This window comes from Pseudomonas sp. (assembly GCF_017744435.1).
In the GTDB taxonomy this organism is placed as follows: Bacteria; Pseudomonadota; Gammaproteobacteria; order Pseudomonadales; family Pseudomonadaceae; genus Aquipseudomonas.
Map to the genome: position 1 here is coordinate 116,408 of NZ_JAGIBG010000005.1, position 15,406 is coordinate 131,813.

15 protein-coding genes are annotated in these 15,406 nt (G+C 62.5%); 7 read left to right on the forward strand and 8 right to left on the reverse strand.

All coding sequences use genetic code 11. From position 1 onward, the window contains the following. Position 1 precedes the first annotated feature (1 nt). Together J7573_RS05870 and J7573_RS05875 are read right to left on the reverse strand one after the other, a co-directional pair. Positions 2 to 448 carry a GNAT family N-acetyltransferase gene (locus J7573_RS05870; RefSeq protein ID WP_294330215.1) on the reverse strand — a complete coding sequence of 149 codons (447 nt, stop codon included), beginning with the start codon at positions 446 to 448 and terminating at the stop codon, positions 2 to 4. 12 nt (positions 449 to 460) lie between these two features. After that, positions 461 to 1,090, reverse strand: coding sequence for an FMN-binding negative transcriptional regulator (locus tag J7573_RS05875; RefSeq protein ID WP_294330217.1), 630 nt, complete (start codon positions 1,088 to 1,090; stop codon positions 461 to 463). Positions 1,091 to 1,180: 90 nt separating this feature from the next. On the opposite strand from J7573_RS05875, the gene J7573_RS05880 reads away from it, so the two are divergent. Beyond that, the gene (locus tag J7573_RS05880) at positions 1,181 to 2,710 is read left to right on the forward strand and encodes a PLP-dependent aminotransferase family protein (protein ID WP_294330221.1); all 1,530 of its coding nucleotides are present in this window, start codon (positions 1,181 to 1,183) and stop codon (positions 2,708 to 2,710) included. Between the two features lie 132 nt (positions 2,711 to 2,842). On the opposite strand, the gene J7573_RS05885 is transcribed toward J7573_RS05880, so the two are convergent. From J7573_RS05885 to aspA, 4 genes are all read right to left on the reverse strand, one after another. Next, positions 2,843 to 3,946, reverse strand: a complete 1,104-nt coding sequence (locus tag J7573_RS05885) for a polyamine ABC transporter substrate-binding protein (protein WP_294330223.1) — start codon at positions 3,944 to 3,946, stop codon at positions 2,843 to 2,845. A gap of 2 nt (positions 3,947 to 3,948) precedes the next feature. Then, positions 3,949 to 4,989: a histone deacetylase family protein gene (locus J7573_RS05890; RefSeq protein ID WP_294330225.1), complete on the reverse strand. Its 1,041-nt coding sequence runs from the start codon at positions 4,987 to 4,989 to the stop codon at positions 3,949 to 3,951. 115 nt (positions 4,990 to 5,104) lie between these two features. Next, on the reverse strand, positions 5,105 to 6,097 hold the full coding sequence (locus J7573_RS05895) for an AraC family transcriptional regulator (protein ID WP_294330227.1): 993 nt from the start codon (positions 6,095 to 6,097) through the stop codon (positions 5,105 to 5,107). A 182-nt stretch (positions 6,098 to 6,279) separates the two neighbouring features. Next, positions 6,280 to 7,704, reverse strand: coding sequence for an aspartate ammonia-lyase (gene aspA / locus J7573_RS05900; protein ID WP_294330228.1), 1,425 nt, complete (start codon positions 7,702 to 7,704; stop codon positions 6,280 to 6,282). A gap of 182 nt (positions 7,705 to 7,886) precedes the next feature. Here aspA and J7573_RS05905 point away from each other — a divergent pair, with 182 nt between their 5' ends. The 5 genes from J7573_RS05905 (at position 7,887) to J7573_RS05925 (ending at position 11,544) form a co-directional block, all read left to right on the forward strand. Next, entirely contained in the window at positions 7,887 to 8,804 is a 918-nt protein-coding gene (locus tag J7573_RS05905) for a LysR substrate-binding domain-containing protein (protein ID WP_294330229.1), read from the forward strand. Positions 8,805 to 9,033: 229 nt separating this feature from the next. After that, complete coding sequence (gene purE / locus J7573_RS05910; RefSeq protein ID WP_003253304.1) at positions 9,034 to 9,525, forward strand: 5-(carboxyamino)imidazole ribonucleotide mutase; 492 nt, start codon at positions 9,034 to 9,036, stop codon at positions 9,523 to 9,525. A 10-nt stretch (positions 9,526 to 9,535) separates the two neighbouring features. Next, positions 9,536 to 10,618, forward strand: a complete 1,083-nt coding sequence (locus J7573_RS05915) for a 5-(carboxyamino)imidazole ribonucleotide synthase (RefSeq protein ID WP_294330258.1) — start codon at positions 9,536 to 9,538, stop codon at positions 10,616 to 10,618. 97 nt (positions 10,619 to 10,715) lie between these two features. Next, complete coding sequence (locus tag J7573_RS05920) at positions 10,716 to 10,961, forward strand: GlsB/YeaQ/YmgE family stress response membrane protein (RefSeq protein ID WP_294330259.1); 246 nt, start codon at positions 10,716 to 10,718, stop codon at positions 10,959 to 10,961. A 49-nt stretch (positions 10,962 to 11,010) separates the two neighbouring features. After that, positions 11,011 to 11,544, forward strand: a complete 534-nt coding sequence (locus J7573_RS05925) for a DUF3299 domain-containing protein (protein WP_294330261.1) — start codon at positions 11,011 to 11,013, stop codon at positions 11,542 to 11,544. A 130-nt stretch (positions 11,545 to 11,674) separates the two neighbouring features. Here J7573_RS05925 and J7573_RS05930 read toward each other — a convergent pair whose 3' ends face one another. After that, a complete protein-coding gene (locus tag J7573_RS05930; protein ID WP_294330263.1) occupies positions 11,675 to 12,571 on the reverse strand; it encodes a D-hexose-6-phosphate mutarotase in 897 nt (298 codons plus the stop codon). 72 nt (positions 12,572 to 12,643) lie between these two features. Continuing rightward, positions 12,644 to 13,042, reverse strand: coding sequence for an acyl-CoA thioesterase (locus tag J7573_RS05935; protein WP_027917060.1), 399 nt, complete (start codon positions 13,040 to 13,042; stop codon positions 12,644 to 12,646). A gap of 359 nt (positions 13,043 to 13,401) precedes the next feature. Here J7573_RS05935 and J7573_RS05940 point away from each other — a divergent pair, with 359 nt between their 5' ends. Further along, on the forward strand, positions 13,402 to 14,691 hold the full coding sequence (locus J7573_RS05940) for an MFS transporter (protein WP_294330268.1): 1,290 nt from the start codon (positions 13,402 to 13,404) through the stop codon (positions 14,689 to 14,691). The last annotated feature ends 715 nt before the right edge of the window (positions 14,692 to 15,406 follow it).

Consider the following 15,406-nt stretch of genomic DNA (forward strand, 5'->3'; position numbering starts at 1 on the left):
CCTACAACCCTTTGCGGAATTGGATGAAGCCCGGGCGCTCGGCAACCTGCTCGTACAGGCTGATGGCGGTGGCGTTGGTTTCGTGGGTCAGCCAGTGCACCTTGATGCAGCCGGCGGCCTTGGCCGTGGCGTACACGTGCTCGATCAGCTGGCGGCCGATGCCCAGGCCGCGCTGGCTGCTGTCGACGTAGAGGTCCTGCAGGTAGCAGGAGTTCTCGATGCTCCAGTTGGAACGATGGTAGATGAAGTTGACCATGCCCACCGCCTTGCCATCGACCCAGGCCAGGGTCGAATGGGTTGGCTCATTCGGGTCGAGCAGGCGTTGCCAGGTGCTGAGGCTTACCGCTTCGGCCAGCTCGGTCTGGTAGAAGCGCAGGTAGGCTTGCCACAGGGCGAGCCAGGCGGCGTGGTCTTGGGCGCTGACAGGGCGCAGGGTAACGTTGGGCATAGGGCTTTTCCTTCAGAGTTGGCGCATGTGCGCCGCAAGTTGGTTGTCCAGGTAATCCGGGCTGGCGCCCAGGCCATCACGCACGCCAGCGATATCTTCGGCCGAGCGGTTCTGGCTGAGCTTGCGCGCGCCTTGCAGGCGAGCAATGGGCAGGCGGATGCCGACGATGGCGCGAAGCATGCCGTCGAGGTAGTCGGCAGGGGCGTCGGCGACTTTCCAGGGCGCGCTGCGGCCTTGTTCGTGGCGGTCGGTCAGGCGGCTGACGATCTGCAGCAGCGGCGCGGCGTCGTGGATCACTTCGGCCGTGCCGTAGGCGTGCACGGCAAGGTAGTTCCAGGTCGGCACCACCTTGGGGTTTTCGGCCTTGCTCGGGTAGTAGCTGGGGCTGACGTAGGCGTCGGCACCCGGGAACACCAGCAGTGCTTCGGCGCCTTGCGCCAGGTCCTGCCATTGGCGGTTGGCCCGTGCCAGGTGGGCATAGACGGTGCCAAACTCGCCCTCTTCGGTGTCGAGCAGCACCGGCAGGTGCGTGGCCAGCAGGCCCTGTTCGCCGTGGCTGACCAGTACGGCCAGACGGGTTTCGCGCATGTGCTGGTGCAAGCGCTCAAGGTCATGTTCCTGATGGGGTTTGCTGTTGTACATGCGCAGGGTCCTTGTCGAATGGCTCCATCCTAGGCAGGCTATTGGCTCTGGGTAAGGGCCATTTATGGCTGTTTTGATAGGTCCAATGTCATGAGCGAGCGTCCCCTCGTATTGCCTTTCGATCCTGCCGGTATCGTGCTCGACCGTCGTCGCGGGCTCAGCCAGCAGCTGTACCAGGCCTTGCGTGCGCGGGTGCTGGATGGCCGCCTGAGCAGTGGCACTCGGTTGCCGGCCACGCGTGACCTGGCAAACGTGCTGGCGCTGTCGCGTAACAGCGTGGTGCGTGCCTATGACCAGTTGTATGCCGAGGGCTACATCGAAAGCCGGGTAGGGGATGGCACGTATGTGAGCCGCCTGCCGAAACTATCCACACAACTGTCCACAGGGTTATCCCGGGGTTTATCAACAGACTTATCCACATTTTCACTGGGAAATACTGAGGATTTATCCAGCAACCAGCTTTCCAGTGAGCCGTTGGAGCGGTTGAAAAATAACCATCTGCCTCCGCCAAAAAGCGGTGCGCCGAAGGCATTTCGAGTCGGAATTCCGGCGTTCGATCTATTCCCGTTTGACGTGTGGGCCAAGCTGCAGGCGGCTTTCTGGCGCAATCCGTCGCCTGCGCAGCTGGGTTATGGCGACCCAGCGGGTGAGCCTGTGCTACGCGAGCTGATAGCCGCCTACTTGCGGCGTTCGCGTGGCCTTTCCTGCACGGCTGAACAAATTGTGATCACCAGTGGTGCGCAACAGGCCATCAGCCTTTGTGCACAGTTGCTGTTGCAACCGGGTGACGGCGTGGCTGTGGAAAACCCGGGTTATCGAGCCGCCGGGCATACCTTCGCCGTCGCCGGTGGCAAGGTGACCGGCGTGCCGGTGGACGAGGAGGGCATGGACTGCCGGCGCCTGGAGCAGTTGACGGACTGCCGGCTGGCCTATGTCACCCCGGCGCACCAGTACCCGACCGGCGTGACCATGAGCCTGCCGAGGCGCCTGGCCTTGCTGGCCTGGGCCGAGCGCAACGATGGCTGGATCATCGAGGACGACTACGATGGCGAGTACCGCTACAGCGGCGCGCCCTTGACCCCGCTGGCAGCGCTCGACCGCCAGGGGCGGGTGTTGTACGTCGGTACCTTTGGCAAGATCGCCTTTCCGGCATTGCGCCTGGGCTATCTGGTGCTGCCGCCACGGCTGGTCCAGGCGTTCAGCCAGGGGCGGGCGCTGGCGGTTCGGCATTCGGAGGTGGGCACCCAGTGCGTGATGGCCGAATTCATGGCCCAGGGGCACTTCCAGCGGCACATCCGGCGCATGCGCAAGGCGGCGTTGAGCCGGCGCAATGTGCTCAAGGCCGGATGGCCGGTGGATGTGCCTGGGCTGGGTGCGATGCCTGAGGTGGCGGCGGGGCTGCATGTGAAGGTGGATGTGGATAACTTTGCGCGGGAGCAGGAGTTGGTGGCCAAGGCCGAAGCGGTAGGGGTGGAGGTGAACCCGCTGAGCAGTTACTGGCTGGAGGATAGTCAGGTGCCTGTGGATAAGCGGGCAGGGCTGGTGCTGGGGTTTGCGGCGGTGCCGGAAGGAGAGATTGCAGAGTCTTTATTGAAATTGCGCAAGGCTTGGAAGCGGTGAATGGGGCCGCTGTGCGGCCCATCGCCGGCAAGCGCGGCTCCCACAAGTATGGTGCAAGCCTTGAGAGCTGCGCGGTCGGTGTGGGAGCCGCGCTTGCCGGCGATGGGCTGCAAAGCAGCCCCCGGTCCTAAATCAGGTGCCGGATTTGATCCGGGTCCAGGCCCTGGTCCGCGCCCGCTCAGCCTCACGCGTCAACGGCTTGAGGGTATACAGCTTGGCCATTGCCTCCGCTGTCGGGTACAGGTTCGGGTTGTTGCGTATCGCCGGGCTGACCTTGTCGGTGGCATCCTTGTTCGGGTTCGGGTAGCCGACGAAGTCGCTGATCGGTGCAATCACTTCAGGCCGCAGCAGGTAGTTGATGAACGCATGGGCGTCCTCCGGGTTCGCCGCATTCTTCGGGATCGCCAGCATGTCGAACCAGATTGGTGCACCTTCCTTGGGCAGGCGCATGTCCACTACCACGCCATTCTTCGCATCCTTCGCGCGGTTGGCGGCCTGGGAGAAGCTGCCGCTGTAGCCCACCGCCACGCAGATATCGCCATTGGCGATGTCGGCCATGTACTTCGAGGAATGGAAGTAGGTGATGTACGGGCGGATTTTCAGCAACAGCGCTTCGGCCTTCTTGTAGTCGTCCGGCTTGTCGCTGTTGGGTGGCAGGCCCAGGTGCTGCAAGGCCAGCGGCAGAATTTCTGACGGCGAGTCGAGCAACGCGACGCCGCACTGCTTCAACTTGGCGATGTTCTCTTCCTTGAAGATCAGGTCCCAGCTGTCGACCGGGGCCTTGTCACCCAGCACGGCCTTGACCTTGTCCGGGTTGAAGCCGATCAGGATGGTGCCGTACATGTACGGCACGGCGAACTTGTTGCCTGGGTCGTTGGCCTCGATCAGCTTCATCAGCGCCGGGTCCAGGTGTTGCCAATTCGGCAGCTTGCTGCGGTCCAGCGGCTGGAACACTCCGGCTTCGATCTGCTTGGCGAGGAACACGTTGGACGGTACTACCACGTCATAGCCGGAGTTGCCGGTGAGCAACTTGGCCTCGAGCGCTTCGTTGGTGTCGAAGATGTCGTAGATCAGCTTGACGCCACTGTCCTTCTGGAAGTCGCTCAAGGTCTGCGGGGTGATGTAATCGAACCAGTTATACACACGCAGGGTGCGCTGCTCGGCGTGAGCGTGCAGGGCACCGGTGAACAGGGTGGCAGCGATGAACGGGGCGAGCAGACGCTTGAGTCGGACCATGATCAGGCTCCTGGCTGGGCGCGCTGGAAGCCTTCCAGCACATTGACTGCGTTGATACCGATTTCTTCCACAGCGTAGCCACCCTCCATCACGAACAGGGTGGGCTTGCCGAGCTGGGCGATGCGCTTGCCCATTTCCAGGTAGTCCGGGCTGTCCAGCTTGAACTGGGAGATCGGATCGTCCTTGAAGGTGTCCACGCCGAGGGAGATCACCAGCACGTCGGCGTCATAGGCGGCAATGCGTTGGCAGGCGTCTTCCAGTGCAGCGCTCCAGGCTGACCAGTCACTGCCAGCGGGCAGCGGGTAGTTGATGTTGCAGCCTTCGCCTGCGCCTTCACCGGTTTCGTCGGCATAGCCGAGGAAGAACGGGAATTCATCCGTTGGGTCGCCGTGGATCGAGGCGAAGAACACGTCGTTGCGCTGGTAGAAGATGTCCTGGGTGCCGTTGCCGTGGTGGTAGTCGACGTCGAGGATGGCCACCTTGGCGCGGCCCTGGTCGAGGAAGGCCTGGGCAGCAATCGCGGCATTGTTCAGGTAGCAATAACCACCCATGACTTCAGCGGCGGCGTGGTGCCCTGGTGGGCGGCACAGGGCGAAGGCCGAGTGAGCGCCTTGCTGGATGGCAGCCTGGGCGGTCAGGGCGACCTGCGCGGCGCTGTAGGCGGCCTGCCAGGTGCCGGCGGTGATCGGTGCGCCGGCGTCGAAGCTGTAGTAGCCGAGTTCGCCGTGCAGGCCGGTTGGCTTGACCTGGCGCAGGGTGCGCGCCGGCCAGGTGAAAGGCAGCAGGTCGCCGTCGTGGCCGAGCGCGGCCCAGCGTGCCCAGGCACCCTGGAAGAAGTCGAGGTAGTCAGCGCTGTGAATGCGCTGCAGCGGTGCGCGGCCGAAGTCGGTCGGGCCCTGGACGTCGCCGAGGTTGCGCTTTTTCACCTGTTCGAGGACGTGGTCGGCGCGTGAGGGCATTTCGAAGCAAGGCATCAGCTTGCCGTCGATCAGCTCGCAGCGGCCATGGTGCAGGCGGTGATCATCGGAATAGATCGTCAGCATTTGTTGTTCTCCGGGGTACTGGCGTGGGCCCATTTTCACGGGCGGCCAGGTGGCAGAGAACGACGCAAACGGCCAAAAGGGGATCGATGTGGCCAAGCTCGTTGGCCACTGCAGGTCAACCGCGGAAGTGGCTGGGGGCGACCCCGCTCCAACGCTGGAATGCATGGCGGAAACTCGCGGTCTCGCTGAACCCCAGGGTCTCGGCGATCCGGTAGATCGGCATCTGCTCGTCGGCCAGCAATTGCTTGGCTCGATCGAAGCGCAGCTCATCGAGCAGTTGTTGATAACTGCAACCCAGCGCCTGCAGGTGCCGGCGCAAGGTCCGCGACGAACAGTTCATCTGCCGCGCCAGCCCCTCCAGGCCCGGCGCCGCGTCCAGCTGTTGCAGCAACAGCTGGCGGATCCGCCCAAGCCAGGCCTGGCGCCCGGTGAACTCCAGGTTCAGGCGCCGGCAGCGCTCACTCATGGCCTTGTGGGTAATCGGGTCGGCCAGCGGCAATGGCATGTCCAGCCAGCGCCGCTCGAAGGCAAAGGCGTTGTCCTCGGCACCGAAAGCCAGTGGGCACTGGAAGGCACCGGTGTAGAGGCCGTGGTAGCTGGGCCGTGGGTGCTCGAAGCGGGCGCCGAGCAGCGGCAGGGTGCGGCCGAGCAGGTCATCGCAGATCACTTTCAACGACACCAGGCAGAACTCGGCATTGAAGGCGGCGAGTGCCGGGCTGTCGTGGTATTCGCTGGCGCTGAACCAGACGCGCTGGCCATCGTCGACCAGGTGCAGCTTGAAGACTGTTCCCAGCAGTGCCGGATAGTGCAGCGCCAGGCGCAGGGCGTCACCCAAAGTGGCACTGGAGAGCAGGGCGTAACCGAGCATGCCGTAGCACGACACATGCATGCGCCGGCCCAGTTCCAGGCCAATCTCCTCGCGTCGGGCCACGGCATTGGCGCACACCTGCAGCTCTTGCTGGGTGGTGATGCGTGCATCGCTATGGCCCAGGTCGGCCGGGCCTATGCCGCTGCCGGCGAGCAACGTTGTCGCCTCGCAGCCTTCTTCCTGGAACAGGTTGAGGATCAGCGAAACCGCGTTGAGGGTGGTCAGGTGGCTGTGCAGCATGCTCGGTCATCCCGTAGGCCTGGGAGGCATTATGGAGCAAGTTGTGTGCCGATACCGGTATGGCATGGCTGGCGTGGCATTCGTGAGGTGAAAAAAAAGGCCCGGAGCGTGCGCTCGGGCCTTTGAAAGGTTGAGAGGTGTCTAGTCCCTCGACCTGGTGAGACTGTTTGCAGCTGTCTGAGTTACGCCTTCAGCGGAACCAGACGTGGAGCGATCATGTTTTCCGGACGCAGGATGTCGTCGAGCATCGCGTCGTCCAGCAGCTTCTCTTCACGCACCAGTTCCAGTACGCCGCGGCCGGTTTCCAGGGCAACGCGGGCGATACGGGTGGCGTTTTCGTAGCCGATGTACGGGTTCAGGGCGGTGACCAGGCCGATCGAGTGCTCGACCAGTTCACGGCAGCGCTGTTCGTTGGCAGTGATGCCGACGATGCAGTGCTCGCGCAGCATGTCCATGGCGCGCTGGAGCAGGCGGATCGAGTCGAAGATCTTGTAGGCGATCAGCGGCTCCATCACGTTCAGCTGCAGCTGGCCACCTTCGGCGGCGACGGTCAGGGCCAGGTCGTTGCCCATGATGGCGAAGGCCACCTGGTTGACGGCTTCCGGGATAACCGGGTTGACCTTGCCTGGCATGATCGAGCTGCCTGGCTGACGCGCTGGCAGGTTGATCTCGTTGATGCCGGTGCGTGGGCCGCTGGACAGCAGGCGCAGGTCGTTGCAGATCTTCGACAGCTTGACCGCGGTACGCTTGAGCATGCCGGAGAACAGCACGAAGGCGCCCATGTCGGAAGTGGCTTCGATCAGGTCGGCAGCCGGTACCAGCGGCTGGCCGCTGATGGTGGCCAGGCGTTGTACGGCCAGGGCCTGGTAGCCTGGGTCGGCGTTGATGCCGGTACCGATGGCGGTACCGCCCAGGTTGATTTCGGTCAGCAGTTCCGGAGCCAGCGAGCGCAGGCGCTGCAGGTCTTCGGTCATGGTGGTGGCGAAGGCACGGAATTCCTGGCCCAGGGTCATCGGCACGGCGTCCTGCAGCTGGGTGCGGCCCATCTTCAGTACGTGGTCGAATTCCTTGCCTTTGGCAGCGAAGGCCTGAATCAGGCTGTCGAGGCTGGCCAGCAGGGCGTCGTGGCCCAGCAGCAGGCCCAGGCGGATGGCGGTCGGGTAGGCGTCGTTGGTCGACTGCGCCATGTTCACGTCGTTGTTCGGGTGCAGGTACTGGTACTCACCCTTCTGGTGGCCCATGGCCTCCAGCGCGACGTTGGCAATGACTTCGTTCGCGTTCATGTTGGTGGAAGTACCGGCACCACCCTGGATCATGTCCACCACGAACTGGTCGTGGTAATCGCCTTTGATCAGGCGGGCGCAGGCTGCACTGATGGCAGCGTGCTTGGCATCGCTCAGGTGACCCAGCTCACGGTTGGCGTCGGCAGCGGCCTGCTTGACCATGGCCAGGGCCACGACCAGCTTCGGGTAGTGCGACAGCGGAACACCGGAGAGATGGAAGTTGTTGGCAGCGCGCAGGGTCTGGATGCCGTAGTAGGCATCGCCAGGGACTTCAAGGGTACCAAGCAGATCTTTTTCGACGCGGAACGATGCAGCGGAGGACATGATGGATATCATCTCGATTTTGACCCGGCACATGCCGGAATGGCGCCAATCCTAGGCCTGAAGGGGATTTTGCGGCCAATGCTGTTGCACGCTAACCTATGCACAAACGGCATAGTGTTTCATGTGACGCCAATTGACATTCGAGCGTGTTCCATTTTGGTGCACGCCGGGAGATCTGCTTCATGAACCTCGAAAGCAAGTGGCTGGAGGACTTCAGTGCCCTGGCCTCCACCCGCAGTTTTTCCCAGGCGGCCGAACGACGTTTCGTCACGCAACCCGCCTTCAGCCGGCGTATACGCAGCCTGGAAGCAGCGCTGGGGCTGACCTTGGTGAATCGTTCCCGCACACCGATCGAGCTGACCGAGGCAGGGCAGCTGTTTCTCGTCACTGCACGTACCGTTGTCGACCAGTTGAGCGAAGTTCTCCGCCATTTGCATCACCTCGAAGGTGGCCAGGGTGAGGTGATCCAGGTGTCTGCCGCGCACTCCCTGGCATCGGGCTTTTTCCCGCGCTGGGTAGCCCAGTTGCGCAATGATGGTTTGAACATCGCCACGCGCCTGGTTGCGACTAACGTCGGAGATGCGGTGCATGCATTAAGGGAAGGGGGCTGCGACCTGATGCTGGCGTTCTATGACCCTGACGCCGCCCTGCAGATGGATGCCGAGATCTTCCCGTCGCTGCACATGGGCACCACCGAAATGCTTCCGGTGTGCGCAGTGGATGCCAACGGCAAGCCGCTGTTCGACCTTGAAGCCGACAGCAGCGTGCCGTTGTTGGCCTATAGCGCCGGTGCCTTTCTGGGGCGTTCGGTGAACCTGCTGCTACGTCAACGCAACCTGCGCTACACCACCGTTTATGAGACTGCCATGGCTGACAGTCTCAAGAGCATGGCGCTGGAAGGCATGGGCGTCGCCTGGGTGCCGCACCTGTCGATGCGCGGCGAGCTGGAGCGGGGCGAACTGGCCATTTGCGGCGGCAGCCAGTGGCATGTGCCGCTGGAAATTCGCCTGTACCGCTGCGCCCTGGTGCGCAAGGCCAACGTGCGGCTGTTGTGGCGCAAGCTGGAGTCGGCAGGTGGCGCGGGTGAGGCATCAGGCTGACTGGCACTAGAGGTGGTCGGATCGAGGGAAAAACTTGTCCCGCGAGACAGCTTGCCCTTTGATCCGACATGTGCTTATGGGGGTGGGCGGCCCGCCCAGAAATACGCTACAATCCCGCGCCTTCGGCCGACCCGGTCGATTCAGAATCCGTATGACAAGCCACGCCGGTCCACCTGCGTGGCTTGTTGCTTTTAGCGCGCCAGAAGGCGCTTGCAGGAGAGGCTCGACGATGAGTGCACTGGTTGGCGTGATCATGGGCTCCAAGTCCGATTGGTCCACCCTTAGCCACACCGCCGATATGCTGGAAAAACTCGGCATTCCCTACGAAGTGAAGGTGGTTTCCGCCCACCGCACCCCGGACTTGCTGTTCCAGTACGCCGAAGAGGCCGAAGGGCGTGGCATCGAGGTGATCATTGCGGGTGCCGGTGGCGCTGCCCACCTGCCAGGCATGTGTGCCGCCAAGACCCACCTGCCGGTGCTGGGCGTGCCCGTCCAGTCGTCGATGCTGTCGGGCGTCGATTCGCTGCTGTCGATCGTGCAGATGCCTGCCGGTGTGCCGGTGGCCACCCTGGCCATCGGCCGTGCTGGCGCCGTCAACGCCGCACTGCTGTCGGCGAGCATCCTCGGTGCCAAGTACCCGCAGTACCACGCGGCGCTGAAGCAGTTCCGCACCGAGCAGACCGACACCGTGCTGGACAATCCAGACCCGCGCCAGGCTTGAGGCTGAACCCATGAAGATCGGTGTAATCGGTGGCGGCCAGCTGGGCCGCATGCTGGCCCTGGCGGGCACCCCGCTGGGCATGAACTTCGCCTTCCTCGACCCGGCGCCGGACGCCTGTGCCGCCCCGCTGGGCGAGCACCTGCGTGCCGACTATGGCGACCAGGACCACCTGCGTCAGCTGGCCGACGAAGTCGACCTGGTGACCTTCGAGTTCGAAAGCGTCCCGGCCGAGACCGTGGCGTTCCTGTCGCAGTTCGTCCCGGTCTACCCGAGTGCCGAAGCCCTGCGCATCGCCCGCGATCGCCTGTTCGAGAAGAGCATGTTCCGCGACCTGGGTATCCCGACCCCGGCCTTCGCCGACATCCTCTCCCAGGCAGACCTCGACGCGGCAGTCGCCAGCATCGGCCTGCCGGCCGTGCTGAAAACCCGCACCCTGGGCTACGACGGCAAGGGCCAGAAGGTGCTGCGCACGCCTGAAGACGTGGTTGGCACCTTTGCCGAACTGGGCAGCGTGCCTTGCCTGCTGGAAGGCTTCGTGCCGTTCACCGGCGAAGTATCGCTGGTGGCCGTGCGTGCCCGCGATGGCGAAACCCGTTTCTATCCGTTGGTGCACAACACCCACGAGAGCGGCATCCTGAAACTGTCGGTGGCCAGCCAGGCGCACCCGCTGCAGGGGCTGGCCGAAGACTATGTCGGCCGTGTGCTCAAGCAACTGGATTATGTTGGCGTGATGGCCTTCGAGTTCTTCGAGGTCGACGGTGGCCTGAAGGCCAACGAAATCGCCCCGCGTGTGCATAATTCCGGGCACTGGACCATCGAAGGCGCCGAGTGCAGCCAGTTCGAGAACCACCTGCGCGCCGTAGCCGGCCTGCCGCTGGGTTCGACTGCCAAGGTCGGCGAAAGCGCCATGCTCAACTTCATCGGTGAAGTGCCGGCGGTCGACAAGGTAGTGGCCATCGACGGCTGCCACCTGCACCACTACGGCAAGGCCTTCAAAGTCGGGCGCAAGGTCGGCCATGCCACCCTGCGCTGCCAGGACATGGTCAGCCTGAAAGCCAAGATTGCCGAAGTGGAAGCGCTGATCAGCAACTGATCGAACTTCTGCTCGGGGACTGCTCTCTGAACATGGCAACAAGCCAAACCGCTGTCTAGGCTTTGGCTTGTTCCATCTTCATTTCAGAGGGATTGCCATGGGCATCATTGGAACCATCTTCATCGGCCTCATCGTCGGTCTGCTGGCTCGCTTCCTCAAGCCGGGCGACGACAGCATGGGCTGGATCATGACCATTCTGCTGGGTATCGCCGGTTCCCTGCTCGCCACTTATGGCGGCCAGGCACTGGGGATCTACCACGCGGGCCAGGCTGCAGGATTCATCGGCGCGCTGGTCGGTGCGATCATCCTTCTGGTGATCTACGGATTCATCAAGAAACGCTGAATACTGGTTAGAATGCCCGGCAATTCATCCCGAGTTGCCGAGCATTTCCATGCGTGCCTTTTTCCTCATTCCGTTGCTTCTGGCCAGCACCCTGGCCCATGCCGAACTGCCCGAAACCGACTGGCTGGAGCTGATGCCCAAGTCGGACCAGAAGGCGCTCGAAGAGATGCCTGAAATCGACCACAACTCGCCGGAAGCCAATGGCACCTTCACCGCCAAGGGCGGCCTCAAGCAGAGCAAGGGCCTGCCGGCGGTGATGTATTCGACCAAGACCGTGGCCGCCATGAACGGCAAGGACATCCGCCTGGGCGGCTACCCGGTGCCTCTGGAAAGCGACGCCAAGGGCAACAGCACCTTGTTCTTCCTCGTACCTTACCCGGGCGCGTGCATCCACGTACCGCCGCCGCCGCCCAACCAGCTGGTGCTGGTGCGATACCCGAAAGGCTTGAAGATCGATGACATCTATACGCCGCTCTGGGTCAGCGGCAAGCTGAAGGTGGAGAAGGTCAGCAATGACCTGGCCGATGCGGCTTATGCACTGGATGCGGGGAAGGTGAGGGTGGTGGAAGACGCCGACCTCTGATCACCTGTACCGGCCTCTTCGCGGCGGTTCGACGCCTCGACTTGCCCGCTCCCACAGGTACCTCACAAACTTCGAGAGTTGTGGAAATCCTGTGGGAGCGGGCGAGCCCGCGAAGAAGTCAATGCAGGAGTCAGATCTCAGCGCTGCCAAGCTTGACCTGCAGCGATCGGCTGGCACCGGGTTTTAGCTCCACCACATCATCCCAGACATTCGCCGTCTCGATGCACAGCATCCGCTGCCAGCCGTCATCGGCCATGTCTGCCAGCTCCTTGGCCCGCTCGGTCCAAGGGTTCCAGATCACCGCCGAGCGCGACCCGCTGCAGGTCAAGGTGATCCGCCGCTCCCAGTGCGGATCGACAATGCTCAGCATTTGTGGCGTATCCAGGTAGATCCGGTCGGTTTCCCCGGCAAACGCCAACACGCCCTGCTGCTGGCGCTGTTCCCAGTCGGCCAGGGTCTCGATGTACTGCAGCCCCTCGACCCCTTCGACCCGCGCTTGGCGCACGTCGCTGACAGCAAAGTAACTGTGCAGGGCCTGGCTGATGGTCACGGGGCTGTTGCCCATGTTGCGGCTATTCAAAGATACGCTGAGCTCTTCACCCAGTACGATCTGCAGCTTCAGCTCGACATCATGCGGCCAGCCCGGCAGATCGCCCTGGGCCTCCGGCAGCTCGAATTCGATGTGCAGGTCAGTGCCTTTTTCTTCGACCCCCAGCAATTGCCAGTCACGCGTGCGCGCCAAGCCGTGGGCGGGCGCCTGCTCGTCGTGGAACATGGCCTGCACCGATGCGGGATTGCGCTGCAGGTTGCCAAACCACGGCCAGCACACCGGCACACCGGCTCGCACCGATTTGCCCTGGCGGAAGATGGCCTGGTCGCTCAGCCACAGCAGCGGTGGCTCGCCAACACGCTGGTAGCTGAGGATCTGCGCGCCCTGCTGGGCGATCAGTAGTTCGGCGTGGTCGCTGCTGATGCGCCAGCAGTTGAGTTCGCCGTGTTGCTCGGATTCGACCTTGAAGGTAGCCATTGCGCTCGTCTCATTGATTGCCTGTGGGTCCTTGGACCCGGTGACGTGCAATGAGTTTACCGCTCGCGAGGCTCAGCGACGAGGCACCGAGCGGGTTCGGCCACTGCCGTCGATGGCGACGAACACGAATGTTGCTTCGGTAACCTTGCGCCACTCGCTGGACAGCGGGTCGTCACTCCACACCTCGACCATCATGCGAATCGAGCTGCGGCCGATTTCCAGGGTCTGGGTATAGAACGACAGTTGTGCGCCCACGGCCACCGGCACCAGGAAGGCCATGCGGTCGATGGATACCGTGGCCACCCGGCCACCAGCGACGCGGCTGGCCATGGCGGTGCCGGCCAGGTCCATCTGCGCGACCAGCCAGCCGCCGAAGATGTCGCCGAAGCCGTTGGTTTCGCGCGGCAGCGCGGTGATCTGCAAGGCCAGGTCGCCTTGCGGGATAGGATCTTCTTGTTCGAGCTCAATCATGCGATGGGGCCTCTGACCCGTGACGCTTTCGTTGGTGTGGCGCAAGGCCGGGAAAACGATTCAGCTGACAACATACTACGCCGATTCCGTTTCGCGGGGCGGCCATAGGGAAACTCTGCGAAACCGTCTGACATCATGACCGGCGTTTTCGCACAACTTCCCAGGGTTAAAGCAACCTTTTCCTACGAACGGCCAGTATATATAGCCAATCGCCCAGCGACGACCGCGTATTCATGAATATGTGTATGGATTTTGTATCGCTTTCAGCGCAGCTCGGCAATTTGCTATCTTCGCTCCTCGCCCTAATCCAGAAGCCGCGTGCCAAGCGGCCTGCATGACCTACAAGAGAACGACGAGCGATGACCTCCGTGCCGAGCAGTATCGAGCAGCCCTCGCGGCCGCTGACCCGCAGTGACTACAAGACCCTCTCACTGTCCGCCCTGGGCGGAGCCCTGGAGTTCTACGACTTCATCATCTTCGTGTTCTTCGCCACGGTGGTCGGCAAGCTGTTCTTCCCCGCCGACATGCCGGAGTGGCTACGCCTGATGCAGACCTTCGGCATTTTCGCCGCCGGCTATCTGGCACGACCGCTGGGTGGCATCGTCATGGCCCACTTCGGCGACCTGCTCGGGCGCAAGAAGATGTTCACCCTGAGCATCTTCATGATGGCCCTGCCGACCCTGATCATGGGCCTGTTGCCGACGTATGCGCAGATCGGCCTGTGGGCGCCGATCCTGTTGCTGCTGATGCGCGTGATCCAGGGCGCGGCCATCGGTGGCGAGGTGCCGGGCGCCTGGGTGTTCGTCTCCGAGCACGTGCCGGAGCGCAACACCGGCTACGCCTGCGGGACCCTGACCGCAGGCCTGACGGCGGGCATCCTGCTCGGTTCGCTGGTAGCGACCCTGATCAATACCCTCTACAGCGCCGAGGAAGTGGCTGACTACGCCTGGCGTATCCCGTTCCTGCTCGGCGGTGTGTTCGGCCTGTTCTCGGTGTACCTGCGCCGCTGGCTGCACGAAACACCGGTGTTCGCCGAAATGCAGCAGCGCAAGGCGCTGGCCGAAGAGCTGCCGCTGCGCGCGGTGCTGCGTGACCACCGTGGCCCGATCATTCTGTCGATGCTGCTGACCTGGATGCTGTCGGCCGGCATCGTGGTGGTCATCCTGATGACGCCGGCACTGTTGCAGAGCTTCTACCACATCAGCCCGACCGACTCGCTCAAGGCCAACAGCCTGGCGATCGTGCTGCTCAGCTTCGGCTGCATCGGCGCCGGCAGCCTGGCCGACCGCTTCGGGGCGGGCCGGGTGTTCGTGATCGGCAGCCTGCTGCTGCTGGTCAGCTCCTGGACCTTCTATCACAGCCTGCCGACCCATCCTGAGCTGCTGTTCCCGTTGTATGCGGTAACCGGCCTGTGCGTCGGCGTGATCGGTGCGGTGCCGTACGTGATGGTCAAGGCGTTCCCGGCGGTGGTGCGCTTCAGCGGGCTGTCGTTCTCCTACAACGTCGCCTACGCCATCTTTGGTGGCCTGACGCCGATGGTGGTAACGGCGTTGCTCAAGGTGAGCCCGATGGCGCCTGCCTACTATGTGGCTGGCTTGTGTGTGCTCGGCTTGCTGGTTGGCCTCTATTTGCTGGCGAAGAAACGTTGAACTTCAGATCCGACGCCTTCCCTGAAGAAGGCCAAGTCGCAAACCTGTAGCTCGGTGTTGTATTGGAGCATCACGAAAGTGGGGGCGTTGTTTGTGTTTTCCCAGGCAAACACGTCCCAGCCTCCGGTATCGCCCAAGGGTCTAGGTCCGAACCTCTCGGCGACTTCTTTTCTGGTTGTAAGCCCTAGTAGTCGTTCGGGTAGCGTACCTTGATAGGGATGATCCTGAGGGGTTGTTCTTATCACGTTGACGTGCACGCATTTCAATCTTGACGGTTCCGTTGAAAACTCCAGTTCGAGACCGGGGAGAGGGGGGCAGTTTCTGACGCTTGCCCCATAAATACCACTTCATGAGGTATATCTGGCAAATGGCCCAGCGTCACTAATGAAGCGTGCGGGTGGTCAAGGCGCCCTATCCAGGTATCAATTATTGATCGGTTCAGTTTACCCATCCCCCGTTCTGATAAAGACTGATTACCTCCAGCTTGGAGCATTCGAGTTCTGTAGCTTTGTCCGGCCAAGCCATTTTTAAAGCGATGAAAAATAGGTTGACCTCGGCCCATATATCCCCAGGCCTCAGCGTCTGAGGCGTGCCTCTTGTTCTTGACACCCATAGAATTGCATTCGACAGATGTCCTGTGCCAGTGCGGATGTGTTTCATTGTGTGCTGTTTTTGTCGCTGTAAGAAGCATCAATTCAACTAGTAGGAAATTTCT